Genomic DNA, 25,320 nt, shown 5'->3' on the forward strand with positions numbered 1-25,320 from the left:
CCATCGACCGGCGCAGCTACCAAGCCACCACCAGTATCGACATCGTCATCCCCGACCCTTGACGACCACACCAACCACTTAACTGAACGGCGTTGCATCTAGTTGCCGAGCATCGGTCCGGCCGCGGAAAACGTGAACAGTCACCGTGTGCGGGAAGCCGGCCTCGTACGGGCGTGGGCCGCTCCACAGCCCACGCAACTCACCCGTCCTCAGGCCCGTCTCCTCCAACAACTCCCGGCGCGCCGCCTGTTCAGGCGTCTCGCCCGGCTCGACACGACCACCCGGCAGGCTCCACTGGTTCGGAGACACCAAAGCTTGATCATCACGATGCTGCAGGAGCACCGCCTCCGAAGAATCGACGAGAAGTACCAGCGCAACTTCATAGGTCGCCACGACGAGATCGTCCCAGACCCGCTGCCACCTGTCGGTGCAGCAGACCCACCCGGTGTCGGCTAGCTGCTGCTAGAACCGCGCGGATCGCCAGGAAGGCCCCGCGATCTTCGGCGGTTTGGTCAGCGTGGGGACGATGGCGTGCCAGGTGGCATGCCAGGCGCTGGGAGGAAGTGCCAAGGTGGCGCACACCTCGCCCGCCAGTTCCTCGGCGCTGCGGCCGCGCCGCAGGGTGTCGACGAAGACCTGGTAGTCACCGTCGACCTGAAGAGCGACCCGGAACAGCTCCTGATCGCGGTAATCGTTGGCGACCCAACTCGGTCGGAGGTTGTAGGTGAGCAGCCGCTCGCGGTCCACGTCCGTCAGAACCCGTCGTCCGGCCACGCGCTCAGGCGTCTCCCACGAATGATCCGCGGCCACCCGTGCGACTTCCACGTCGTAGTCCGCAGCGACGAACGAGACGCCCCGCATCATGGGCACCTCCAGCGACCAGTCCCAGTGGACCAGATCGCCATCCCGCGCGATGGTGACGTCTGTGGATCCGCAACCGTGCACACCGCACACACATCGAGCGATCGCAACGGTGCGCAGCTCGGAGTCGGCCACGAGACGATTGGTGGGAACGAGGACGTGGTACGGGTCCATCCCGAGACCCGCTCCGGCAGAGGTCATCTCCGTACCGTTGACCCAGACCTGCACCTGGAATCCGCCGCCTACGCCGCCAGGCACCGGCGCTACCTCCAGACGGAGAGAATCGGTTCCTGGCCGGCGGGCGACTCCTCCACCTGCTGCAAGGGCGAAGCCTGGAGGGACAGTGCCCGGATACGGGACCCGTAATTCCTCAAGCGACTTGCCGACGAGATCGCCGATATCCCAGGACGAGTCACGCACCGATGCACCAGCGAGCTCACGCAACGTCGGCGAGTCCAGCCCGTCGATCAGCGCCTGGCAAGCGGCATGGATCAGGTCCGCCAAGCCGTACCCGGTGTCGGTGTTCCAATGCGCCACAGCGTCGTACAGGCGCTGCTCCGCGGACCCGCTGCCCTTCTCAGTCACGCCAGCCATCATCCACAGCCCCTGTGAGGACCGCACCACGGTTTCTCGTCTGCCGCCCTCGGGTCAGCCGCACCTCGGCCAGTCGCTCATCACCCGACTGACAACCTGGGCCCCCAGTACTGACGCCTTCGGGTTCGCCGAAGAGCCTTCCTAAGGCTTGTCAAATCAAGCTTCGGGGTACCGGCGCTTCCGGAGGCATCTCGACCCGATCATCAACAAGGCGGCAGCATCACGGAACGGTGCCCCGCCATAGTCGAGTGCGCGGATCTCGACATGAGCTGGCACCGCCCGACTGACGACCGGGACAGCATGGCTGACATCTTCGGGAAACGATCTGTCGTCGTCCACGGGTGTCCGAGAGGTGGCGACCTCAGTCGTCACTCAGATTGTCGCTCGCTATGGCCGGCAGCCTCTCGGCGGGTCTACGGCTACCCTCACGCCATGCAAGCCCTCTTGGTTGATCTGCTACCGATGACGCTGTGGCAAACTGGCAACCTCTACGCCGGAGGACGACTGCACTTCTGCGTAGGTTGGAGCGATGAGCGGACCGTCGAGTGGCAGGGGCGCCAGATTCTGGCTGGGAAACCCGGCGGCGCTGCACGGATCAATCAGCGCTACTTCCAGCCCGAGCAAGGTGACTAGGGCGTGCGCCCACGCTCAGCTTGGGAATCGCGTTGATCTACACGGGGCGTAGCGACATTCTGGGGGCAGGCGGCACGCGGCGTCTCTGCCCCGCTGACCGGGCGTATCGCGCTGCCCCACACTGACCGCCGCATCGGCACGCTACGGGCACGGTCATCTGACGCCGAGGAGGGTCGTCATGGCGTTGGTCAAGAAGGGCTCTCGGCTCATAACGGTTGACGGGGTCACCTACAGGTGGCGAGTACGCGGCAAACCAACCTATGCCCAAGGGCTATGTGAGCGACCACTCACTATCGCTGTAGAACAGGCCGATTGCAAGGGCAGGGTGTTGCTGGTCAGCATGCCCCAGGACCATCCAAGTAACTGGATTGGCGGGCCGGCTGTGCCCGTTCTCCCGTCGGCGGTCGCTGCGATTGTCCGCAAGGCATTGGCGGAGGGATGGCAAGCTACCCCGTCAGGCACGGCCTTCCTTATGACTGCGCCCGTGGGCTGATGACACGACGCTTCGGTGACCGGGCCACGTTCGCGGTGGAGATGGGCGAGGTCGAGCCGCACCAACTCCGCGTCGTCGACCTGTGGGCGGCTGGCAGGAGGCTGACCACCGAGGACAACTACGCCTTCCTCCCGTTCTTCATCCGCGTTATGCGGTCGAGCGCGGCGCAGGTGCGCCGACGCGACGTCAAGCCCTGTCCCTTCCCGGGCCGCACACCGCAGGAGATCTTCCGGCTGCTCCACGCAGACGACACGGAGTTTCGGGAGCAGTTCTGGTTCATGCAGTGGGGCGAGACCGTCGACAACGTCTCCAAGTACGCCTACCTGGACGACGACCTAGTGATCGTCTTCGCGTTCTGGCGGCCAGACCATCCCTTTCCGGACGACCTGGGCAAGGTCTTCGTCGCCAGGATCCCACCGGTAGAGTTCGTGGCCACCGTTGAGGAAGCAGCCGATCTGCTGGACGCCGAGTTGGTCACGTCAACCTGACCGCGAGCGGCCGCCGCACGGTAGGCGGACTTCACCACCCCCGGTAGCTCCCTGTCCCAGCGACGCTGCCGGACCACATCGTCGGCAAGTGCCTGCCAGCCCGAGTATGTGTCCGACAACACCGGAACATCGTCAGGAACGGGCAGGCTTCCGATCCACGCGAACCCCGGCGGCACCGCATACCAGCTGCCAATCGACAAATGAGCAAGACGCCCGTTATGGGCATGATGATCAAGCGTCAGCGGCTCAACGCCGCGCAGCTCGTCCAGGCTCGGCCGGTCCACCGAATGCCAACGCAGCGCATACGCCGACGTCACATCACCATCGGCACCCGTGACCTGACACGCCCCAAACCCACCGTCCAACAACCTCATCACGGCGACATCGCCGGCACGCACCACTCGATCAACCACCCGGCGAAGCTACCCGACCGGCACAAACACTCGCTCGCCCGAACCGTGCCGCGACGCTAGACCGTGTCGAGTCCCTGGCCATGCAGGAGTCGGCAGTCGAGCCGCGGCGACCAGGGCTATCAGTTCCAGACGCGATCGAACGCCGGCGCTGTCGGTTCTGTGCGGATCTGGCAATGCCGGCAATGCCCTGCCTCGAGCGTCACGTGCCTAGCAACTGCGGCTCAGCGTGACGCACTGTCATCGGCAGTCGCGGACGCAGCGGCTCCTGCTCCCGGCCGACGTCTTCGTGTCCGCCGAAGAGGTCGCCAAACTGAAGGGCCTGGTCAGGGCGCTTCGCGTGGGATCGGCGTCTCAGATGACGGAACCGTGACGGACTCCGGCAGGCTCGCCCGCAATGCTTCACATCGGTCTACAGCAGACCTACAGGCGTGGCGTTAGGCGACCCGAGACACCGGCCGGCGCCAGCCATCCCTGAACAACACGCCTGACCACTTCGACCTCTACTGGGAGGTCACCCCGCACCGCTCGACCGACATCACCCCAGGTCAAAGCGCCTCGTCTCCGCCCGGCATCGGTGAGCACTTCGGGCGCGGAGACCACTTCGCCAACCTGCACCCAATCTGCTCCCAGCTGCAAGGCCAGGCCAGGCCAGGCCAACGACTCCTTACCGCCTTGACCCGCGCACACTCCCCTACCAGGCGACATAGAGCGCTGTCGACTGCTGGGCAGAACCGCAGAGCACTCCGCGGGAAACAGGACGCCGCACCTACCTTGACCTGCGGATACTTAGAGCCGCAGGATGGGGTGGGTGCAGTTGAATGCCGTTCGCTGCCGTTGGGCGCGGTTCAACGCTGTTCCGTGCAGCCGGTTGCTCCCCATCTGCTCCCCTAGTCGCGGCCGGACAGGGCGACGTGTTCCTGGCTGAGAAGCTCACGCAGTCGGGTGCGCACCACCAGGTCGTGTAGGGCATCCACGGCTGCCGGGTCCACGCGCTCGGGGAGCGTCGAGTTGTCTCGGGCCGTCTCCAGCTCGGCGCGCAGCCGCGACACGTCGCTAGCGAGCCGGCCTGCGACGCCGGCAGGGAACGGGCCATGCTCGGCCTCCCGTTTGGCGGCAATGAGATCCGGTACGTACGGCAACCTCGTTCCGAGCACGGCAAGGTTCGTCTCTACGCGGCCGGTCCGCATGAGGTGGATCCCGGTGAGCAGGACCCGCAGCGTGTACAGCGCAGGCTTGAGCTGCCCGGTTTTGGCGTACAACTTCTCCTGAGTGGCCGCGAATCCGAGGTAGTGGTGCGCATGGTGACGGGTGACCAGTCGCGGGGCCAAGGAGATGAGTTCGGCGTGCACCGCAGTGGTCACAACCACCAGCGGTGACAACAGCTGCTCCAGAACGTACCCGTTGCGGCTGTTCAACAGCTTGACGAACTTCAGCAGATCGTGGCTGACGACGTCCAACTCGACACCGTCGCGCACGCCCATGTGCTGCAACGTCTGCGGACCGGTGCGCAACCCGACGACCTCCTCGGGCGAGAGCAAGTGCACGGCCCGCAGATCCAGATCGGAGTCGATGGACGCGAATCCGTACAGATGCGCACCGCTGACGGTGGCGAACAGCAGCGGACGGGGCAGGACGCAGGCTGCCTCGGCGGCCCACGGCGGCACCTCGGTGGTCACTACAGGTTCCTTTCCCGTACGGCCGTGAGCAGCCGATCCACGTCAACCCGGTCGGGTTGGTCGGGCAGCGTGGTGGTGGCGGTCGCGTCGGCGAGCTCAGCCAGTAGGTCCGCCGCCCAGGCGGCAACCTCATCCCAGGGCAGCTCGCCACGCCGCACCGCGAGCAGCCGGTCACGCAGGTGACGAACGTCGACCAGCACCTCCCCGGTACGCAGCACATGCGCCCCGGCGACCAGCAGCCGGATCATGTGCATGGCCTGCTTGTGGTTCGTCTCGCCGGTGCGCTCACGGCGTGCCGCCACTCGGTTGAGCTGATCCCGGGCGTAGTTGCCGTAGGTCTCCGCCACCCGCCTCGACAGAAACGCCTGCCGTGCGGCCAGCAACCATTCCCCGTCGACGGTGATTCTCTCGACCAGCGGGGACCAGAGCACCTCCAGGACTGTCGGGTTGCCCTGCAGGGCCAGGACGCAGAAGCGTTCGAACTCCCAGGAGAACTGCTCCACCGCCGGACCGTCGAGGTGAGTGGGCGGCTTGTCGAGGTGCCAGAACGCCCGCGTGGGCGCTACATAGACGCCACGCCGGTCGTAGTCGGAGTCCCGGTCATGCAGCCCGTACGCCCGCGACCCGACCACAACGGCGAGAACCGTATGCCGCTCAACAAGATCGATCACGCCCGGGACGCTACCCAACCACCGCCCCGCACGCGCCACCCTTTTCGAGCACTCCGCGTCCGTGAGGTTCGGCTCTTCGACGAAGAAGTGCTCATGGTGGTCCGGCCAACCTGCGACCCAGGCCCGTACTCGTCGCCGTAGAGCACGAATCTCGGCATGGGCAGACGTCACCGGAGCGACAACCAGGATCCCAGTGCTGACCCCTTCGGTGTGAACGAACGGCTCGGCTCAACCAGGGACGTCCACGACGACCTTGCCCTCGGCGGTGCCGTCGGCGACCAGCCGATGGGCGTCCATGACCCTGTCGAGCGTGAACGTGCGCGGATCCAGTCGCGGGCGCAACGCACCAGCGTCGGCCAGCGTCGCGATCTCGCGCAGGATGTCGCCGTGGTGTTCGCGGCCGCGCCCGGTGAGCATCGGCAGCAGGGTGAACACGCCGGAGTAGGTCGCGCCTCGGAACGACAGCGGGGCGAGCGAGTGTGAGCCCCAGCCCAGCGCGCTGACGACGTGCCCGTGGTAGGTGCGTACCGCCGCGAACGACGCGTCGAGCGTCGCGCCGCCGACGTTGTCCATCACGATGTCGAAGCCCTCGCCGCCGGTGTACCTCTCGACGTACTCCTCGACCTTGCTCGCTGTGTAGTCGATCGGCACCGCGCCCAGACTCTCGATCACCCGCAGGCTCGCCGGCCCGCCAGTGGCATACGCCTCGGCGCCTCTCGCCTGGGCAAGCTGCACGCCCACGTGTCCGACACCGCCGGCACCGCCGTGCACCAGGACCTTCTGCCCGGCGCGGACTCCGGCCCGGTCGACCAACCCCTCCCAGGAGGTGACCGCCGCCAGGGGCAACGCGGCGGCCTCCCGCATCGAGAGGCTCCTCGGCTTGTGGGCCAGCAGTCGAGCGTCCACGGCGGCGTACTCGGCCAGCGAGCCCTGGAGGTCGCCGACGCCCCCGCACAGCCCGTACACCTCGTCTCCCGGCTCGAAGCCGGTCACGTCCGCGGCGACCGCCGCGACGACGCCGGCGAGGTCCAGGCCGAGCACCGCAGGCAGCTCGACGCGCGCGTGCGCGGCCTTACCTGCCTGGATCTTCGTGTCGAGCGGGTTGACCCCGCTGGCGATTACCCGCACCAGCACCTGCCCGCGCCCGGGGATGGGTTGATCGATCTCCTCGACCGTCAGCGGAACGTCGAACTCCCGCAGCACCGCAGCGCGCATAACCATCCACACTCTCCGTGATCGAGGCTTCACGTGGACGCTATCCGACCGGATAGGCGGCGGGGCGGGTTCCTCGGACCGCGCCAGCGCCGCAACGGGCGGGCCCGAGCGCGGGTCAGTCGTCTTCGGCGCCGTCGAGCAGCGCGCGTCGCAGCGCCAGTCGGTGCTTCCGACGGATCTCCGCCTCCCGGTACCGTCGCCGGTCTCCGTCGGTCTCCGGTAGCAGCGGTGGCACCGTCCGAGGCTGGCCGTCGTCGTCGATGGCGACCATGACCAGGTGGGCGGTGGCCACGTCGGTGGGCGGCACCGCCCGGTCCCACCGGTCGGCGGTCACCTTGACGGCCACCTCCATCGAGCTGCGGCCGGCCCAGGTGATCCGGGCATCGACGTGCACCACGTCACCGACCCGCACCGCGCGGAGGAACGCCGTCTCGTCGATGGCGGCGGTCACCGCCGGCCCGTCGGAGTGCCGGGCTGCGACCACACCGGCGACGGAGTCGATGAGGTTGAGGATCCGGCCGCCGTGCACCGTACCCATCAGGTTGGTGTGGTGCTGGTCCATGATCTGCGAAAGGGTCAGGTGCGACGCCGACGGCGCGCGGCCGGCGATGGTGGTGGTGTCGTGCACAGCGGTAGTCCGTCCCTCGGGAAACCACACCGCCGGGTCACGGACACGCTGACGAGGACCTGGCCGTGCACCACACGCGCGGCCCGTCACCCGCTCAGCCCACCCGCGAGACCGACGGCAGCGCACACGGTTGTGTACGCGGCGCCGGCAGGTCTTCGGACTCGCGGGCCTGACCGGTCGCGCCGGTCGCCTACTGGCCGTCGCTTCCCAGGCCACTGGCCCAGTGCTGATGACGGCGGTCGTTCCCACTCACCGCTGCGGGGCAGCCCCGGATTTTCACCGGGTTCCCTCTTACGACGCCCCGCCGGTCACGACGGGGCGAACCAGCGCCGTCGGCGAGCATAGCTGGCCAGGGAATGTGTCCACCCGGGGCGTCCTGCCGCGGCGACGGATGACCTGATCGTCAACTTTTGCCATCTGAGGAAGAAGATCGTCAGCTCTTGAAAAAAGTCTCGCGAGGGTGAGGATATCCAGATGCGTCGTCTCCCCCAGACTTGCGGGCGGGTGGTCTCTGGCCTCCTCGCGTTCCTCCTCGCCTCGGCTGTCGCTCTCCTCGCGTCCGCCCAACCCGCCGCAGCGCACGGGACCCTCGCCATGTCCACACCGGCGAGCGGCGCCACAGTGCGCGAGCCGTTGACGGAGGTGCGGCTCTACTTCACCGAGAAGGCCGCCGCCAACGCGTTCTTCACGATCACCGCCCCGGGCGGCGTCCGTGTCGACAACGGCTGGTCGTATGGGGAGCCGAAGCCACTGGACAAGCCGGTACGCGAGTACTTCCTGGTCAATGGGCAGTTCGAGCCACGGGAGTACACGACGGGGTTCCCCGCGGTGGTGTCCGTCGCCCACCTGCCCGCCAAGGGCCAGTACTCGGTGAGCTACCTGTCGGTCGCCTCGGACGGCGACACCGTGCGGGGCACCCTGACCTTCCGCTACGACGGGCGGGTGACGGCAGCGCCGAAGGGGTGGAGCCCGCCGTCGACCCAACCGGACCCGGCTCTGGTGGCCGCCACCGAGCAGCACAACTCGTCCGGGCAGGCCTCGGCGGTGCCGACCACCGCGGACGATCCGTCGACCCCGCCGGCTGCGGCGGCCCCGTCGACCGGGTCGACCGAGGAGAGCGGTCCCGGGGCACTGGTCTGGGCCGGCTGGGCGGCGGCGGTCGCGGCGGTCGGGGCGGTGGCCGGGTTCGTCGTCTGGCGTCGCCGATCCGCCGGCACACCCACCGGCCGGGGCCGTACCTCGGCGGCGACCTCCGGTCGACGCGGCGGTGGCGCCCGTGCCACGAACAGGGCCGGCGCTGGCAGGACCGTCGGCGGCAAAGCTGCCGGGGACAAGACCGTCGGGGGCAGGGCCGGCGCTGGCAAGACCGTCGGGGGCAAGACCGGCGCGGCGACCGGCGTCGTCGCGCGTACCGCGAGCGACAAGCGGCGGCCCGCCACAGTGCCGGCGGCGCGCAAGGGCGACACGGTCGTCACGGCCCGCGCGGGCGTTGCTGTCGATCCGACGCCTACCGATCAGGTGACCGAGGCCCTCGCCAGCACGGACGGCGAGGCGACGGTCGACACCGGATCACGGCCCGACACGGACCTCGCCGCCGCGACGCCTGGGTCCCGGTTGAGCAACACCCACCTGGCGCTGCTCGTCGGCGGGCTGGTGATCGCTCTGCTGGCCGGGTTCGGGTTGGCCCGTATCGGCACCGCCGACGAGAGTCCGGCGACCGGCAATTCACGACCGTCGGCCGGTGGACCGTCCGACTCGGGGCAGGTGGGCTCGGCGACCGACGGGCACCAACACCCGGCCGGTACGGGGCCGCACACGCATCGGGGTGACGACGCGACGGGCGCGACGCTGGCAACCGGCACGACGGTCAGCGCCGGTGGGTACACCCTGCAACCGCTGGAGCGGTCCCAACCCCCCGGTGTACCCGCCGACTACCGGTTCCGCATCGTCGGGACCGACCGGCAGCCGGCAACGACCTTCGCGGTCGTCCACGACAAGCCGCTGCACCTGATCGTGGTCGGCCGTGACCTGTCCGGCTACCAGCACCTGCACCCGACGATGGCACCCGACGGCACCTGGAGCGTCCCCCTGACGCTGGCCCGGCCCGGGGGCTACCGCGTCTTCGCCGACTTCTCCGTCACCGCGACCAACGGCACCCAGATCCCCCTCGTGCTGGGCGTCGACCACACAGTGCCCGGCGCGCACACCCCGGCCGCGCTGCCGCCAGCGGCGGCACAGGCTACGGCTGGTCCGTACGCGGTGTCGATGACCGGCACCCCGACGGTGGGGGTGACGGCGCCGATCCATTTCCAGGTCAGCGCCGACCCGACCGTACCGGCGCAGTTGGAGCGGTACCTGGGCGCGTACGGGCACCTGGTCGTGGTGCGTGAGGGCGACCTCGGCTACGTGCACGTCCACCCCGAGCAGGAGTTGGTCGACGGGACTGTGAAGTTCTGGCTGACCGCGCCGAGTGCAGGCCGGTACCGGGCCTTCTTCGACTTCCAGGTCGCCGGCACTGTGCACACCGGGGAGTTCACGATCAACGTTCCCTGAGTCCGGAACTTTCTCCGAGCTGCGGCCGACCAACCTCCCAGCAGCAACCATCGGAGGAAGATCACATGCGCACCACCAGCCCGAACGCTTCACGCCGCCGCTCGGCCGCCATGCTCGCCGCCGCGATCCTGACGGTGGGCGTCGCCGGCTGCGGCTCGTCCGACTCTCCGTCGACAGCGCAGGCGAGCCCGCCCGCGTCGGCCTCCGCCAACCCGGACGCTGGTGTGCTCGGCATTCGTGACCCGTGGGTGAAGGCGGCCGACAAGGGCATGACTGCGGCCTTCGGGACGCTGGTCAACGACGGCGACACCGATGTCACGGTGACGAGTGCCACGACTTCCCTGTCGCCGATGGAGCTGCACGAGATGGCCATGAAGGACGGCAAGATGGTCATGCGGCAGAAGCAGGGCGGCATCGTGATCAAGGCCAAGAGCACGCACGCCTTGGAGCCCGGGGGCGACCACCTGATGCTGATGAACCTCACCAAGCCCGTTCAGGCCGGCGACGAGTTGACAGTCACCCTGACCTTCGCCGACGGCAAGACCCAGCAGTTCCGCGCCATGGCCAAGCCGTTCACCGGCGCGCAGGAGAGCTACGCCCCCGGGCACGGCGAGCCGATGCCGGGCATGAGCCCCACGCCGGGGACGAGCATGAGCCCGGCATCGTGACGCAGACACCACAGGTCCGGCCGGTGAGCAGGCGTGGCCTGCTCACCGGCGGAGCACTGGCCGCCGGCGGGGCCCTGGCCGGCGGTGCCGCGATCGCCGCCACCCGTGTCGGGAGGACCGGGCCGCCGTCGGCGACCGCCGCCGACACGACGCCCGTGGCTACCGTCGGCAGCCTGGTCGAGCCGTTCCACGGCGCCCGGCAGGCCGGGGTGGCCACCGAACCGCAGGCGCACGCGTCGTTCGTGGCCCTCACTCTGCGGGCCGGCGTCGACCGGGCCGCGCTGGGCCGGATGTTGCGGCTGCTCACCGACGACGCCGCCCGGCTCACCCAGGGCCGACCCGCGCTGGCCGACACCGAGGCCGAACTCGGGCTGCTGCCGGCACGGTTGACAGTGACCTTCGGCTTCGGGCCCGGCCTCTACCGGGCGGCCGGCGTCGACGACCGCCGGCCGGCGTCGGTCACCGACCTGCCGTCGTTCCGCATCGACCGGCTCCAGCCGGCCTGGTCCGGCGGCGACCTGCTGCTCCAGATCTGCGCTGACGACGCGATCTCCGTCGCCCACGCCCAGCGGGTCCTGATCAAGGACAGCCGACCGTTCGCCACTGTGCGGTGGGTCCAGCAGGGCTTCCGGCGCAGCCCCGGTGTCGAGCCGGGCGGCCACACCCAACGCAACCTGTTCGGTCAGCTCGACGGCACCGCCAACCCCCGACCCGGCGCACCCATGGACACCGCGCTCTGGGTGCCGGACGGCCCGGCGTGGCTGCGCGACAGCACCACAGTGGTGCTCCGGCGGATCAGCATGAACATGGAGACCTGGGATCTGCTCGGCCGGACCGACCGCGAACTCGCCGTCGGCCGACGGCTCGACACCGGCGCTCCGCTCACCGGCACCGCCGAACACGACGAACCCGATTTCGCCGCCACCGACGCCGACGGCCTCACGGTCATCCCCGACTTTTCGCACATGACCCGCGCCCACGTCACCGACGACCGGCTGAAGATCCTGCGCCGGCCCTACAACTACGACGGGGTGCCGACGGCGGAGGGCCACGCGGACAGCGGCTTGATCTTCACCTCGTACCAGGCCGACATCGCCCGGCAGTACCTGCCCATCCAGCGCCGGCTGGCCGATCGGGATCTGCTCAACGAGTGGACCACGCCGATCGGCTCCGCCGTCTTCGCCGTCCCGCCCGGATGCCAACCGGGCGGGTGGATCGGCGAGCAGGTGCTCGGATGACCACGCCGACCGTCATGACCGTACCGTCGTCCCGCCCCACCGCCGTCCGGCTCGGCGCGGCGGTGCTCGCCGTCCTCGTGGCCGTGCTCATCCCGGCGAGCCCGGCTTGGGCGCACAACTCGCTCAAGACGGCCACGCCCGCCCGGGACGCGACCGTGCAGAGCGCACCGACCGAGGTCACGCTCGAATTCATGCAGCGACTCGACCCGGCGTTCACCACCATCGTGCTCACCGACGCCGGCAAGCGGAAGCTTGCTATCGGCGAACCCGTGGTCACCGGCGCGAAGAGCACGGTCCAGGTGACCGACACCCTGCCGAACGGGACATACACGGTCGCCTACCGGGTCGTCTCCGTCGACGGGCACCCGGTGCAGGGGTCCTATCCATTCACTGTGGCCGATCCGACGTCCAGCGCCGCGCCGGTCGCCAACGTCAGCGCGTCGGCGCCCGCCCCGTCCGCCGCCGCCGCTAAGTCCGGCGGCGGTCCGAGCACCGGCGTACTCGCCGCTGCTGCCGCACTGGCCCTCCTCGTCCTGGTGGCGGCTGGGCTGCTGTGGCGGCGGGCGGCCCGGCGCTGATCCGACCCGCCCGCGTGCGGTCGGCTCGCCCCATCACCTCACCAAGCAAGGTCAACACGTGTCCGACACCGATCCACAGCAGTTCGCCACCGACGATCCGAGCGGTGCCCGCACCGTCGCCACCGCCTCGGTAATCCCGACCGGTCCAGCCCCGTCCGCCGCCCGAGACAAGGGTTCTCCGAGATCCGGCTGGTTGGTCACTGTCGTCGCCGTCGCGTCGGGGGTCACAGTGTTGGTGCTCGGCCTGCGGGTCGGGGGTGCGCTCACGGCCGCGATTCCGGGCCTCCCCGACGCGGGACCGATCACGACCAGGGCGCTACCCGTGTTCCGGCTGCTGTCCGACGGCCTGGCCACAGTCACCGTCGGCATGCTGGTGACCGCCGCGTTCCTATTGCCCGGCGACGGACGCAGCGTCTCGCCGCACGGCTACCTGCTGCTGCGGCGGGCCGGTGTCGCCGCGCTCGGTTGGTCGGCGGCGGCGCTGTCCCTGATCGCGCTGACCGCCTCGGACCTGCTCGGCCAACCACTGACGACGCTCGGGCCCGCGACCGTCGTCAGTTTCGCCACCACCATCTCGCAGGGCCAGTCGCTCACACTCCAGGCCGCACTGGCAGTGGTCGTGGCGCTGCTGGCCAGATCCGGGGTGTCCCGTGGGCTCGCCGCGACCGTCGCGGTCCTGGCCCTGGTGGCGGTTCTGCCCCCGGCCTTCACCGGGCACTCCGCCGGGGCCGGTAACCACCAGATCGCCGTCACCAGCCTGGCCCTGCACATCCTCGCCGCCGCGGTGTGGATCGGCGCCCTCATCGCCCTGCTGGTGGTACGACGCAGTCGGCTGCTGGCCGACGCCGCCGCCCGGTACAGCCGCCTCGCCCTGGGCTGCTTCGTCGCCGTGACTGTCAGCGGGGCGGCCAACGCCGCCGTCCGCCTCGGTACGGTCGACCAGCTCTGGCACTCCCGCTACGGCTGGTTGGTGCTCGGCAAGGTCACCGCACTGCTGATCCTCGGCGTGCTCGGCGCGGCACACCGCTCCCGCGCCCTGCCGGCGCTGCGCGCCGGACGGCGGTGGGCGTTCGGCCGCCTGGCCGCCGGTGAACTGATCGTCTTCGCGGCCACCGTGGGGTTGGCGGTGGCGCTCTCGCGCAGCCCCACTCCCGTCGCCGAATCCGGCACCGACGCCGACCCGATCACCGAGTTGCTCGGCTTCCCGATGCCCACCGCACCCACCGCTGGCAACCTGCTCGGGCAGCCGCTGCCGGACATGTTCTTCCTGACCCTCTGCGCTCTCGGCATCGCTGGTTACCTGGCCGGTGTGCGACGGATGCACATCGCCGGGAACCGTTGGCCGGTCGCCCGGACGGCAAGTTGGGTGGGCGGGCTGCTGCTGCTCGCCGCGACCACCAACCTCGGTGTCGCCCGCTACGCGTACGTGCTGTTCAGCGCGCACATGGCCCAGCACATGGTGCTGTCGATGCTGGTGCCGATCCTGCTGGTCGGCGGCGCACCTGTCACCCTCGCCCTGCGCACCCTGCGTCGACCCGCCGACCCGGGGGTACGCGGTGCCCGGGAGTGGCTGCTGATCGCTGTGCACAGCCGGCTCACGAAACTACTCACCCATCCGCTCGTCGCGCTGGGCATCTACACCGCCAGCCTGTTCGGCCTGTACTTCAGCGATCTGCTCGGCGTGCTGATGCGCTCCCACCTCGGTCACCTCGCGATGCTCACCCACTTCGTGGTCGCCGGCTATCTGCTGTTCTGGGTGCTCATCGGGGTCGACCCGGGCCGCCGACGCCTCCCCCATCCCCTGCTGGTGATCATCCACCTGGCGTCGATGATGGCGCACGGCTTCTTCGGCCTGGTCCTCATGCAGACGACCACAGTGATCGCCCCCGACTGGTACCTCGCCGTGCACCCCGGCTGGGCCTCGTCGCTGCTGGCCGATCAGAAACTCGGCGCCGGCATCGCCTGGGCGTTCGGCGAGCTGCCCGCCGTCGTCGTCATGATCGTCCTGATTCGCCAATGGATCCGCGCCGACAAACGTGAACAGGGCCGCCTCGACCGGGCCGCCGACCGGGCGGACGCCACCGGCGCGGAGGACGACCTCGCCCGCTACAACGCGTTCCTCGCCGCAGCCGGACGGACCGACAGCGATCCGCGCCGCACGGTGCGGCCGGACCAGCAGTGACACCGGAAACCCGATCTTCGGGAACCACCGGCATCTCTCACCCGACTACCACTCAGGGCCGACGCGACACCCCACCGGGCGACCAGACCAGTACGGGAAACAGCTTCGGGTGCTTCCCGACTCTTCCGATCGGATCACCATGTCTCTCACCGAACTGTCCGGCACGCCGACGCCGGAGCCCGCCACTACCATCGAGAAACCGGCCCGACCCGCCCGGCGCGCGTCACCGTTCGGCGCGCTGCTGCTGCGGCTGCACTTCTACGCCGGCATCCTCGTCGCCCCGTTCCTGGTGGTCGCCGCACTGACCGGCCTGGCCTTCACCACAACCCCGCAACTCGACACCATCCTCTACGGCGACCAGCTGACCGTCGCTCAGGTGGGTGACCGCCAGCTCCCGCTGGCCGAGCAGATCGGGGCCGCGCGCAACGCGCACCCCGACGGCAGCATCACCACTGTGCAACCCGGTGACGGCGACCGGACCACGAAGGTGGTGTTCTCCCTTCCCGAGCTCGGCGAGAACCAGCACACCGTCTACATCAACCCGTACACCGGCGAGTCCCAGGGGCAGCTGACCACCTGGTTCGGGTCCACACCGGTCACCACCTGGCTGGACGACCTGCACCGCCACCTGCACCTGGGCACCGTGGGCGAGCACTACTCCGAACTGGCCGCGAGTTGGCTGTGGGTGATGGCGCTCGGCGGGGTCATCCTCTGGTGGCGTCGACGCGGCGCCGCCAAAGCCGCCGCCCGGCACCTGCTCGTGCCGAACCTGTCCACCGCCAAGGGTGTGCGCCGTACCCGGGGATGGCACGCCACCACCGGCATCTGGCTCACCGTCGGGCTGCTTTTCCTCTCCGTCACCGGCCTGACCTGGTCCCGCTACGCCGGCGCGAACTTCGCCGCCGGCCTCGACGCGCTGAGCGCCCGCACTCCGGAGATCTCCACCAGCCTCACCGCCGGTCCCCCCGCCCCTGCCGAGACCGGCGGCGGCCACGAGCACGGTGCCGCCGGGGCTGGCGGGGTCGTCGAGTCGGCGGCCTTCGATCGGGTCCTGGCGGTCGCTCGCGGCGCGGGCCTCTCCGGGCCGGTCGAGATCAGCCCCGCGCCGGAGCCGGGCTCTGCCTGGACCGTCACGCAGGTCGACAACACCTGGCCGGTCAAGAAGGACCGCATCGCCGTCGACCCGGCCTCCGACACGGTCACCGCCCGCAGCGACTTCGCCGACTGGCCCCTGCTGGCCAAACTGAGCGGCCTCGGCATCCAGGCCCACATGGGGATCCTCTTCGGCCTGGTCAACCAGATCCTGCTCGCCGCGCTCGCCCTCGGCCTGCTCTGTGTCATCTTCTGGGGCTACCGCATGTGGTGGCAACGCCGACCCACCCGCGCCGACCGCCGTGCGATCGCCGGCACCCCGCCAGCGCGCGGCGGCGTACGCGGGCTGCCGCTCTGGGCGCTGCTGATCGGCGTACCGGTGACAGTGGCGATCGGCTGGACGCTGCCCCTGTTCGGGCTCACACTGCTGGCCTTCCTCGTCATCGACGTGGTGGTGGGTGCGGTGTCTCGACGTCGACGACCTGCCGCGGCCCCCACCTCCCCGGCACCCGCGGGGAGCTGATCCACCGGTCCGGCCGTCCGTCCACCGGACGGACGGCCGGACGCTTCGCTCAGATCACTACCTGTTTGGTGTTCGGCAGGCCGTCCACTATCGACTTCTGCACGTTGATCGTGTCGGCGATGACCTCGTGGGGCGTGTTGGCCATCCACTGCATCACCGAGATGTCCTCGAACCGGGGATGGCGGAACATCTCCAGGAACACCAGTGGCTCGTCGCCGGTGTTCTCGATGTAGTGGCCGTACGCGAAGGGGACGTAACCCACGTCGCCGGCCTGGAAGTCGAACGTCCGGGCAGCGGCCTGGGAGGCGAAGACGCCCATCCGCCCCGTGCCGGAGATGTAGTACTGCCACTCGTCGGTGGTGGGATGCCAGTGCAACTCGCGCATCCCCCCCGGCTCGACCTCCACCAGGGCCGCGGCGGTGGTCACGGATGCGGCGAAGTTGGTCGAGTCGGTGATCCGGACCGTTCCGCCGCGGAATCGCTGCGGGGTCTGCGCGAGCATCCGGTGCTTGAAGCTTCGTGGGATGTCACCGGTCGGGCTGACCACCCGATCCTGTTGCAGGGGCGGTGGGACGTCGCCCTGGAAGATGTACTTCTCCCGCTCGGGCAGGTTCTCCATCTGTTCCAGCGTCCAGCCGAAGTTCTTGGCCAGGACGTGTCGAGGGGTGTGTGCGAAGAAGTCGCTGAGCAGGAACGTGTTGTTCTCCGAGAACGCCCCGTCGTCGAAGACCAGCAGGAACTGCGCGCCGTCCTCCAACGCCTGGATGTTGTGCGGCACGCCCTGCGGAAAGAACCACAGATCGCCGGCCCTCACGTCCTCGATGAAGTTGCGCCCCTCGTGGTCGACGGCGCTGATCCGGCAGCTACCGCTGAGCATGTACGCCCACTCCGACTGCTGGTGCCAGTGGATCTCCCGGTACGCGCCCGGCTCGAGACCGAACTGGACGCCGGACAACTGGCTGGCGATCGGGAGGTCCCGGTTGGTGACCTCGCGGGTCCAGCCGCCCTTCTCCACGCGGGTGTGCGCCTGCGAGAACGAGAACTTGAGGTTGGGCACCAGCCGGCTGTCGGTCGTCGGTGGAACCAGGAGGTCCGGGTTCTGCCGCTCGAGCTCGACGTTGCGGCCCGCGAAGGGCGGGGCGCCCTGGTCGCCGCGCCGCGGCTGAGGATCGCTGTTCGCCATGATCGCTGTCTCCTCACTCGGGTTGGATCGGATGGGGCGCGGAAACGGATCCGCCTCGCAGCCGCAGCCGGGACGAGATCCCCAGCAGGGCACGCACTCCGGGCCAGCCGTACTGGACCGCGATCGCGACCGGAACCGCCGCCGCGGTCGCCATGAGCACCAGGCGGGTCCACGCCGGAGCGTGACCACCCGCCCCGGTGCCGGCGTAGAGGACGAACATCAGCAGTACGACCCGGAGCCGATACAGACCGGGAAGTTCGGTGAGCTGGGCCATGACTCGATGATCGGCGCCGACCGCCGCCGGTCGCATCACGTGATCGCGCTATTACCGCAGGTCAAATCCCGGACTGCGGGGGCCATTCGGCGCAATCCCGCCGGTTCGTCGATCCGCTCGCCCGTACCTGCCGGCATGGCTAGGCTCGGTCGCAGGACGGCCTTTCGACGCGCCTGGTAACAACCGGGGAGAACGCCATTGTCCGAATCACTCTTCAACGCCGGAACGCTCCCGGCCGACGACATCACCAGCGACGCCGAGCAACGACGGCACCGACTGTTCGCCACGGCGGACCAACTCCGGCTGGCCGGACGCGGGATGGAGGCGCTGCACGTCCTGGCCGCGGAGATCGCCACGAGTCGCAGCGGCGAGCGCCACCGCGCCCACCTGCTCGGGCGCCTGGCGCAGATCGTGGCACTGGAGCAGCCGACCATCGCCCTCGCCGGCCTCCGGGAGGCGTTGAACCTCCGACTGGACGCCCGCAGCCGCGGCACAGTACTCGCCATGGTCGCCACGATCGCGGCCCGCACGGGACATCCGGACACCGATGCCCTGCTGCGCGACGCGGGCACCGCGCACGCCGCGTCGGGTGATCAGGCGTCCGCCCGCCATCTCGCCCTCGGCCGGGCCGCCCGCTCGCTCGCACACGGTGATCTGCCGGGCGCCCAGGCCGTGCTGGCGGCCCTGGACCCGGACTCCTGGGCGGCACGCGCGGACGCCCCGTCCATCCGGGCGGAACGGATCCTCGTGCAGCTCGGCCTGGGCCGGCACCAGGACGCGCGGGCCGCGACCCGCCAGGCGCCCGAGACGACTGACGTCTCATTCGCCGGGCTGACCGCGCTGGACTGCCTTCGCATGGTGGCAGTGGGAGAGCTGCCCGAGGCGGCCGCGCTGGCCGTCACGACGCTCAGCGCCGACTCTGCGAACCTCAGCAGGGAGGTGCGTGCCCTGTTGGTAGCGGTGATCGGCGAGGTCCGCTACCGCCGGGCCGAACACGACGACGCTCGCGCCATCCTCCGCGCCTGCCTCACCGAGGACCGATGGCCCGACCGTACGATGTGGACTGTCGCGTCCTGTGTGGCGGTGCGCGACCCCGCGCTCAGCGCGCCGGTCGGGCTGCTCACCACCGTCGTCGCCGACCTGCACCGGTCGGTCCGGTCACTCCTGCCCGTGCCGCACTTCGGCCCCCGACTGGTACGCGCGGCGGTGGCGGCCGACGACACCCGGGCCGCCCAGCGGGTCACCGAACTGGTCGAGCTGGTCGCCACCCGTACCCCGGTGCCGTTGTGGCTCGCGCTGGCCGACCAGAGCCGAGGGTTGCGCGACGGCGACCCGGACGCCCTACGGTCGGCTGTCGACCGGCTGCGCACCACCGCCGCGCGGCCGGCGCTCGCCGACGCGTTGCTCGACCTCGCGAACAGCCCCCGGGTGCGATCCGGGGAGGCGCGCGATGCCGCGCACGAGGCGGCGGCCCTCTACGCCCGGATCGGCGCTCCTGGCGACCAGGCGATCGCGGACCGGCGCTGTGCCGACCTCACCGCCACCCCGCGCCACCGGCCGTCGATGGACGAACCGCCGAGCCGGGGCATCGGCACGCTCACACCCGCCGAGGAGCGGGTGGCCGAGATGCTCGCCACCGGCGCCACGAAGAAGGAGGCGGCCAGGAGCCTTTTCGTCTCCTTCCACACCGTGGACACCCAACTCCGCTCCATATACCACAAGCTGGGCATTCACAATCGGATGCAGTTGGTGCGGGCCTGGGAACGCACCAGACGATAATCAGCCGATGACAGCGCCAGCCGACCTGACCCCGCTCGCCGAAGCCGTGGAGTGCGAATTCATGCACTCCTACGAGTCGCAGGCGCCCGGACCCGCGTACACCGATCTCGGGATCGCGACCACCCGCATCGGCGGCGGTGTCGCCCTCGCCATGCGCAACGATCCCTCCGGCGGGTACTGGAACAAGGCCCTCGGCTTCGGCACCACCGAGCCGTTCACAGTGCAGACCCTGGATCGCGTCCTCGACTTCTACCGGGAGCAGGGCGTCGACCAGGCTGTCCTCCAGCTCGTTCCGTCGGTGCTGCCGGCGGGCTTCGACGAGGTCGCTGCCGCGCGTGGGCTCGAGCCGGGAAGCACCTGGATCAAGCTCGCCGCCCGACCCGGCGACGTCGCCGCGGCGCAGACCCGTCTGCGCGTCGCCCCGGTACCGGCCGCCGACGCTCGGCGCTGGGCCGACGTGCTGCTCACCGGGTTCGGCATGCCGACCGGTGGGCTCACCGACATGCTGGCCGCGACCGTCGGCCGGTCGGCGTGGCGACCGTACGCGGCCTGGGACGACGGCGAACTGGCAGCGGGCGGCAACCTGTTCCTGCACGGCGAGGCCGCGTCGCTCAACGCCGCCGCGACGGCTTCCGGTCACCGCGGCCTCGGGGCGCAGTCGGCGCTGATCGCCGCCCGCGCCCGAGCCGCCACCGAGGCGGGATGCCGGTGGCTGTTCGCCGAGACCGGCAAGCCCGCGCCCGGCCAGCAGAACCCCTCGCTGAACAACATGCGCCGGGCCGGGCTGACGCCGCTCTACGAACGCCGCAACTGGGTCTGGCGGGCAACTGCCTGAGGGTCACTTCTCGCTGTCGAGCAGCGCCATCATCGCTGTCGCGTACCGCTGGCCGGAGGCGGCGCCGGCCGGCACGGCACTCTCGATCTCGTCCAACGCGTCCTGGTCGAGCACCAGGTCGACAGCGCCCAGCGACTCGGTCAGCCGGTCCCGCCGCCGCGCCCCGACCAACGGCACGATCTGTTCGCCCTGTGCCGCCACCCAGGCGATCGCCACCTGGCTGGTGGTCGCGCCCAGCCGCTGTGCGACCCGGCCGAGCGCGTCCACCAGGCGCAGGTTGGCGGCCAGGTGCTCGCCCTGGAACCGTGGGCTGTTGGCTCGGAAGTCCGTGCCGGTCAGCGTACGGTCGGCGGACCAGTGGCCGCTGAGCAGACCTCGGGACAGCACCCCGTAGGCGGTCAACCCGATGCCCAGTTCCCGCAGCGCCGGCAGGATGGTGGCCTCCGGGCCCCGGGAGAGCAGCGAGTACTCGATCTGGACGTCGCTGATCGGCGCCACCGCGGCGGCCCTGCGGATGTTGTCCGCGCCCACCTCGGAGAGCCCGATGTGCCGGATGTAGCCGGCCTGCCGCATCTCGAGCAGCGCGCCCACTGTCTCCTCGATCGGCACCTGCGGGTTCAGCCGCGAGGGCCGGTAGATGTCGATGTAATCGGTGCCCAACCGGCGCAGCGAGTACGCCAGCCGGTCCTTCACCGCCGCCGCCGACACGTCGTACGGTGCCGCCTGGAAGCCGCCGTCGGGTGTGCGGCGTGCGCCGAACTTCACGCTGAGCACCACCTCGTCCCGGCGACGTTCCCGCAGCACGCGGCCGATCAGCATCTCGTTGTGACCCGACCCGTAGAAGTCCGCCGTGTCGATCAGGTTCACACCGGCGTCGATCGCCGCGTGCAACGTCGCGACGCTCTCCGCCTCGTCGGCCGGCCCGTACAGGTCGGACATGCCCATCGCGCCGAGCCCGATGATCGACACCTCCGGCCCGGAGGCACCCAACCGTCGCCGTCGTAGACCCGTCATGTCCCTCGTCTCCTTCGGTCGTCGTCGCGGTGCGTCGTAATGCGCGGGCACCGCTGTGTACGCTGTGTCCATATAACCAGCAAGTAGACAGCGTGTCCATATAACCGGGAGGACCAGTGGCCGAGCTCACGCCGGATGCCCAGAAGCCAGTGCGCCGTGGTCGCGGCCGACGCCCCGCCGATCAGGTACGCGCGGAGATCCTCACGGCCGCCGGTGAACTCCTGCTCGCCGAGGGCATGGCCGGCTTCACCATCGAGAAGGTCGCGGCCCACGCCGGAGCCAGCCGGATGACCATCTACAAGTGGTGGCCCTCCAAGGGAGCGCTAGCCCTGGACGGCTACTTCACAGTCGTCGCGCCCACCCTGGCCTTCGCCGACACCGCCGACATCGTCGCCGACCTGACCAACCAGCTCGTCGCCTTCGTGCACCTGGTGCGGGACACCACCGCCGGGCGGGTCATCAGCCAGCTCATCGGGCAGGCGCAGACCGATCCGGAGCTGGCCGCCGCCTACCGCGAGCGCTACTCCGCACCCCGCCGGGCCCTCGCCGTCGAAACCCTCACCCGGGCCATGGCCCGGGGACAGCTACGGCCCGACATCGACAGCGAATCCGTCGTCGACCAACTCTGGGGCGCCTGCTACCACCGGCTCCTCATCGCCGACCTGCCGCTCACCGAGGACTTCGCCCGCACCCTTGTCGACAACCTCATCCGCGGACTGCGCTGACCGACCAGCGGTCAGGCCAACGCACCACGATACGGATCGACAGGGCCCGGGGCGGCCACCCGACCAAACATGAAGATCATGTTCAATCGATGCTAACGTCATCGATCGATGCGCATACGATCGTCAGTCTCGCCCGGCTGGCACCGCAAACTGAGGTGAGGATGCCCCTCCACTTCGACCTGCTCGGCCCGCTGACAGTGTCACGGGACGGCCGGCCGGTCGCCCTCGGGTCGACGAAACAGCAGCTGGTGCTGGCCGCCCTGCTGCTACGCCCGGGTGAGGCGATCTCCGCCAACGAACTGATGACGATGGTGTGGGGCGACCAGCCCCCCGCCTCGGCCGCCGCGAACCTGCGCACCTACCTGCGAGGGCTGCGCCAGGCACTCGACTGCAGCGCGGGCGAGCGCCGCCGGATCCTCACCACACCGGGTGGCTACCTGCTTCGCGTCGAGCCGGACGAGCGGGACGTGGACCGGTTCGACGTGGCGGCGGCGCGCGGACGGGCAGCGCTGGCCGCCGGCGACCCGGCGGCGGCGCAGCCGGAACTGGCGCTCGCGCTCGGCATGTGGCGCGGGCCCGCCTTCGCCGGGCTGCCGCTGCCCCGGCTCCTCACCGGCCGGGTCGCGCGGATCACGGAGCGGCGGCTGCTGACCGAGGAGGACCACGCCGCGGCGCGGCTCGCGCTCGGCGAGGCGGCCCAGGTGATCCCCCGGCTGCGGGCGCTGCTCGACCGTCACCCACTGCGGCAACGGGCCTGGTCCCAACTCATGACCGGTCTCTACCAGATCGGCGACATCGCCGGGGCCCTGGCAGCCTTCCAGCAGGCCAGGCGCGCGCTGGCCGAGGAGACCGGGATGGACCCCGGCCCCGAGCTGACCCGGTTGCACGACGACATCCTGCACCACCGCCTCAGCCAGCAGGCCGCGACGACAGGGCCGGCGGACGACGCGTCGGCCGGCGCGGCACCGGGCCGCCCTCAGCAACTGCCACTGGCCCTACCCGGTTTCGTCGGACGCACCGCCGAACTCGACCTCCTCGACGCGACCCTCGGAGCCCGACCCGATCGACAGGCCTCAGTGGACATCGTCACCATCAGCGGCATGGCCGGCGTGGGCAAGACGACACTCGCGCTGCACTGGGCCCACCGGGCCGCCGACCGCTTTCCCGACGGCCAGCTGTACGTCAACCTCCGAGGCTACGACGACGCGGACGCGGTGTCCCCCGCCGACGCCCTGGTCGACTTCCTCGAGGCGCTCGGCGTACCGGTCGGCCGCATCCCCAGCAGCGTCGACGCTCGGGCCGGGCTGTACCGCAGCCTGCTGGCCTCACGTCGGATGCTCGTCGTCCTCGACAACTCGCGCGACGCCGACCAGGTACGACCGCTGCTGCCCGGCGTGGGTCGGTGCGCGGTCCTGGTGACCAGCCGCGACCAGCTCAGCAGCCTCGCTGTGGCCGAGGGCGCCCGACCGTTGACGCTGGAGGTGCTGACGGCCGCCGAGTCGACGAGGCTGCTCCGCAGCCGGCTGGGTGACGACCGGGTGGCGGCGGAACCGGCGGCGACCAGCGAGGTGATCGAGTCGACAGGTCGCCTCCCGCTCGCCCTGTCCATCGTGGCGGCACGGCTGACCGCCCGGTCCACCTTCCCGATCGACGCCGTCGCGGCCCAACTACGCCCGTCCGAGTCCCGGTTGGAGCAACTGGCCGACGGGGACGTCCGCCGGATCTTCTCCTGGTCGTACCGGGCGCTGAGCACCGAGGCGGCCCGCCTGCTGCGTCTGCTGGGCCTGCACCCGGGCCCCGACCTGACCGGAGACGCCGCCGCCGCGCTGCTCGGCCGCCCCCGGGCGGCCGTCACCCCGCTGCTGAAGGAGCTGACCCGGCTGCACCTGCTGACCGAGCACCTACCCGAGCGGTACGCCCTGCACGACTTGCTCAGGTCGTACGCGGCCGAACTGGCCCAGGCATCCGACCTGGCCGAGGAGCGACAGGCCGCCGCGCGCCGAATGTACGACCACTACCTGCACAGCGCCCACCCCGGCGCGGTGTCACTCCAGCCGACCTGGGCGCCCATCGAGCTGGAACCACGGATGCCGGCGAACGTGCACGTGCCGATGCCCGATCGAGTCGTCGCGGCGGCCTGGTTCCACGCCGAGCACCCCGTCCTGCTGCGGGTACTGCGTCAGGCCGCGGAGACCGGCTTCGAGCGGTACGCCTGTCAGCTCGCCTGGGCCCTGGCCGCGTACCTCGCGCCTCGGGGCATGTTTCAGGAGCAGCTCGCGGCCCAGCAGGCAGCGCTCGCTGCGGCGCAGCGGATCGGCGACGTCCGGGCGCAGGCGCAGGCCAGCCGAATGCTCGCCCGCGCGCTCATGCGGCTCGGCGACCAGCACGCGGCCGAGCACCACGTACAGCGGGCGCTCGAACTGTACGAACAGCTTGAGGACCTGGACAGCCTGGCGCTGATCCTGCGCCAGTACACCGAGCACTGCACCCAGTACGGCCGGCTGGACGAGGCACTCAAGCACAGCGCCGAGGCGCTGCGGGTCTCGCAGCTCATCGGCAACCGGTACGCCGAGGCGCGCGCGCTGAACGTCAAGGGCTACCTGCACGCCCTGACCGGTGACTACCACCAGGCCGTCGTCGACTGCGCCGAGGCGCTGGCCCAACAGGAGGCGATAGACGACCGCGTCGGGCAGGCCGCGACGTTGGACAGTCTGGGCTTCGCGTACCACCGCCTCGGTGACCCGGCCAGGGCGGCGCTCTGTTACGAGCAGTCCGTCCAACGCTTCCAGGAGTCGGCCAACCGGTATCACGAAGGGCTGACCCTCGTCCGGCTCGGCGAGGCGCGCGAGGCGATGGCGGACCCTCCGGCCGCTGCCGAGGCATGGCAGCGGGCCATCCGAATCTACGACGACCTCGGCGACCCCGCCGCCGAGGTGGTGCGACAGCTGCTGGCACGCGTCGCGCCCGGCCACTCCGGCCCGGTGACCCCGCCCGACTGAGACGC

The 25,320-nt window shown here is 70.2% G+C and carries 21 protein-coding genes and 1 riboswitch; of the genes, 12 read left to right on the forward strand and 9 right to left on the reverse strand.

The annotated features are described in order from the left end of the window. Positions 1 to 78: 78 nt before the first annotated feature. Both AB0C19_RS00005 and AB0C19_RS00010 read right to left on the reverse strand, forming a co-directional pair. Complete coding sequence (locus AB0C19_RS00005; protein WP_357177138.1) at positions 79 to 393, reverse strand: NUDIX domain-containing protein; 315 nt, start codon at positions 391 to 393, stop codon at positions 79 to 81. A 69-nt stretch (positions 394 to 462) separates the two neighbouring features. After that, on the reverse strand, positions 463 to 1,446 hold the full coding sequence (locus AB0C19_RS00010; protein WP_357177140.1) for a hypothetical protein: 984 nt from the start codon (positions 1,444 to 1,446) through the stop codon (positions 463 to 465). Positions 1,447 to 1,887: 441 nt separating this feature from the next. Here AB0C19_RS00010 and AB0C19_RS00015 point away from each other — a divergent pair, with 441 nt between their 5' ends. Further along, a complete protein-coding gene (locus AB0C19_RS00015; protein ID WP_357177142.1) occupies positions 1,888 to 2,088 on the forward strand; it encodes a hypothetical protein in 201 nt (66 codons plus the stop codon). Positions 2,089 to 2,580: 492 nt separating this feature from the next. Further along, positions 2,581 to 3,069 carry a hypothetical protein gene (locus tag AB0C19_RS00020; RefSeq protein ID WP_357177144.1) on the forward strand — a complete coding sequence of 163 codons (489 nt, stop codon included), beginning with the start codon at positions 2,581 to 2,583 and terminating at the stop codon, positions 3,067 to 3,069. Positions 3,070 to 4,369: 1,300 nt separating this feature from the next. Here AB0C19_RS00020 and AB0C19_RS00025 read toward each other — a convergent pair. The 4 genes from AB0C19_RS00025 to AB0C19_RS00040 form a co-directional block, all read right to left on the reverse strand. After that, a complete protein-coding gene (locus tag AB0C19_RS00025; RefSeq protein ID WP_357177146.1) occupies positions 4,370 to 5,158 on the reverse strand; it encodes a nucleotidyltransferase domain-containing protein in 789 nt (262 codons plus the stop codon). Continuing rightward, positions 5,158 to 5,829: a nucleotidyltransferase domain-containing protein gene (locus AB0C19_RS00030; protein WP_357177148.1), complete on the reverse strand. Its 672-nt coding sequence runs from the start codon at positions 5,827 to 5,829 to the stop codon at positions 5,158 to 5,160. Before AB0C19_RS00030 ends, AB0C19_RS00025 begins: the two co-directional genes overlap by 1 nt. Positions 5,830 to 6,057: 228 nt before the next feature. Continuing rightward, positions 6,058 to 7,050 (reverse strand): zinc-dependent alcohol dehydrogenase family protein, encoded by a 993-nt coding sequence (locus AB0C19_RS00035; RefSeq protein ID WP_357177151.1) that lies wholly within the window; start codon positions 7,048 to 7,050, stop codon positions 6,058 to 6,060. A 109-nt stretch (positions 7,051 to 7,159) separates the two neighbouring features. Then, the gene (locus AB0C19_RS00040) at positions 7,160 to 7,672 is read right to left on the reverse strand and encodes an acyl-CoA thioesterase (protein WP_112588799.1); all 513 of its coding nucleotides are present in this window, start codon (positions 7,670 to 7,672) and stop codon (positions 7,160 to 7,162) included. Between the two features lie 128 nt (positions 7,673 to 7,800). Then, a riboswitch (cobalamin riboswitch) is annotated at positions 7,801 to 8,015 on the reverse strand. Between the two features lie 161 nt (positions 8,016 to 8,176). Here AB0C19_RS00040 and AB0C19_RS00045 point away from each other — a divergent pair. From AB0C19_RS00045 to AB0C19_RS00070, 6 genes are all read left to right on the forward strand, one after another. Then, complete coding sequence (locus AB0C19_RS00045; RefSeq protein ID WP_357177153.1) at positions 8,177 to 10,225, forward strand: copper resistance protein CopC; 2,049 nt, start codon at positions 8,177 to 8,179, stop codon at positions 10,223 to 10,225. A 65-nt stretch (positions 10,226 to 10,290) separates the two neighbouring features. Then, positions 10,291 to 10,893 (forward strand): copper chaperone PCu(A)C, encoded by a 603-nt coding sequence (locus AB0C19_RS00050; protein WP_357177155.1) that lies wholly within the window; start codon positions 10,291 to 10,293, stop codon positions 10,891 to 10,893. A gap of 23 nt (positions 10,894 to 10,916) precedes the next feature. Beyond that, positions 10,917 to 12,131 carry a Dyp-type peroxidase gene (locus AB0C19_RS00055; protein WP_357177157.1) on the forward strand — a complete coding sequence of 405 codons (1,215 nt, stop codon included), beginning with the start codon at positions 10,917 to 10,919 and terminating at the stop codon, positions 12,129 to 12,131. Then, positions 12,128 to 12,709: a copper resistance protein CopC gene (locus tag AB0C19_RS00060; protein WP_357177159.1), complete on the forward strand. Its 582-nt coding sequence runs from the start codon at positions 12,128 to 12,130 to the stop codon at positions 12,707 to 12,709. The genes AB0C19_RS00055 and AB0C19_RS00060 overlap by 4 nt, the downstream gene beginning before the upstream one ends. Before the next feature lie 58 nt (positions 12,710 to 12,767). Further along, a complete protein-coding gene (locus tag AB0C19_RS00065; protein WP_357177161.1) occupies positions 12,768 to 14,891 on the forward strand; it encodes a cytochrome c oxidase assembly protein in 2,124 nt (707 codons plus the stop codon). A gap of 139 nt (positions 14,892 to 15,030) precedes the next feature. Continuing rightward, complete coding sequence (locus AB0C19_RS00070) at positions 15,031 to 16,506, forward strand: PepSY domain-containing protein (RefSeq protein WP_357177163.1); 1,476 nt, start codon at positions 15,031 to 15,033, stop codon at positions 16,504 to 16,506. 49 nt (positions 16,507 to 16,555) lie between these two features. On the opposite strand, the gene AB0C19_RS00075 is transcribed toward AB0C19_RS00070, so the two are convergent. Both AB0C19_RS00075 and AB0C19_RS00080 read right to left on the reverse strand, forming a co-directional pair. After that, positions 16,556 to 17,689 carry a cupin domain-containing protein gene (locus tag AB0C19_RS00075; protein WP_357177165.1) on the reverse strand — a complete coding sequence of 378 codons (1,134 nt, stop codon included), beginning with the start codon at positions 17,687 to 17,689 and terminating at the stop codon, positions 16,556 to 16,558. A 13-nt stretch (positions 17,690 to 17,702) separates the two neighbouring features. Next, positions 17,703 to 17,963, reverse strand: a complete 261-nt coding sequence (locus AB0C19_RS00080; RefSeq protein WP_357177167.1) for a hypothetical protein — start codon at positions 17,961 to 17,963, stop codon at positions 17,703 to 17,705. A 198-nt stretch (positions 17,964 to 18,161) separates the two neighbouring features. On the opposite strand from AB0C19_RS00080, the gene AB0C19_RS00085 reads away from it, so the two are divergent. Continuing rightward, the gene (locus AB0C19_RS00085) at positions 18,162 to 19,742 is read left to right on the forward strand and encodes a helix-turn-helix transcriptional regulator (RefSeq protein WP_357177169.1); all 1,581 of its coding nucleotides are present in this window, start codon (positions 18,162 to 18,164) and stop codon (positions 19,740 to 19,742) included. A gap of 7 nt (positions 19,743 to 19,749) precedes the next feature. Further along, the gene (locus tag AB0C19_RS00090) at positions 19,750 to 20,577 is read left to right on the forward strand and encodes a hypothetical protein (protein WP_357177171.1); all 828 of its coding nucleotides are present in this window, start codon (positions 19,750 to 19,752) and stop codon (positions 20,575 to 20,577) included. A gap of 3 nt (positions 20,578 to 20,580) precedes the next feature. On the opposite strand, the gene AB0C19_RS00095 is transcribed toward AB0C19_RS00090, so the two are convergent. Then, positions 20,581 to 21,591, reverse strand: a complete 1,011-nt coding sequence (locus AB0C19_RS00095) for an aldo/keto reductase (RefSeq protein WP_357177173.1) — start codon at positions 21,589 to 21,591, stop codon at positions 20,581 to 20,583. 116 nt (positions 21,592 to 21,707) lie between these two features. On the opposite strand from AB0C19_RS00095, the gene AB0C19_RS00100 reads away from it, so the two are divergent. Beyond that, positions 21,708 to 22,316 carry a TetR/AcrR family transcriptional regulator gene (locus AB0C19_RS00100; RefSeq protein ID WP_357177175.1) on the forward strand — a complete coding sequence of 203 codons (609 nt, stop codon included), beginning with the start codon at positions 21,708 to 21,710 and terminating at the stop codon, positions 22,314 to 22,316. A 161-nt stretch (positions 22,317 to 22,477) separates the two neighbouring features. Beyond that, the gene (locus tag AB0C19_RS00105) at positions 22,478 to 25,315 is read left to right on the forward strand and encodes a BTAD domain-containing putative transcriptional regulator (RefSeq protein WP_357177177.1); all 2,838 of its coding nucleotides are present in this window, start codon (positions 22,478 to 22,480) and stop codon (positions 25,313 to 25,315) included. The last annotated feature ends 5 nt before the right edge of the window (positions 25,316 to 25,320 follow it).

The sequence above is a fragment of the Micromonospora sp. NPDC048842 genome (genome assembly GCF_040649935.1).
Classification (GTDB): domain Bacteria; phylum Actinomycetota; class Actinomycetes; order Mycobacteriales; family Micromonosporaceae; genus Micromonospora; species Micromonospora hortensis.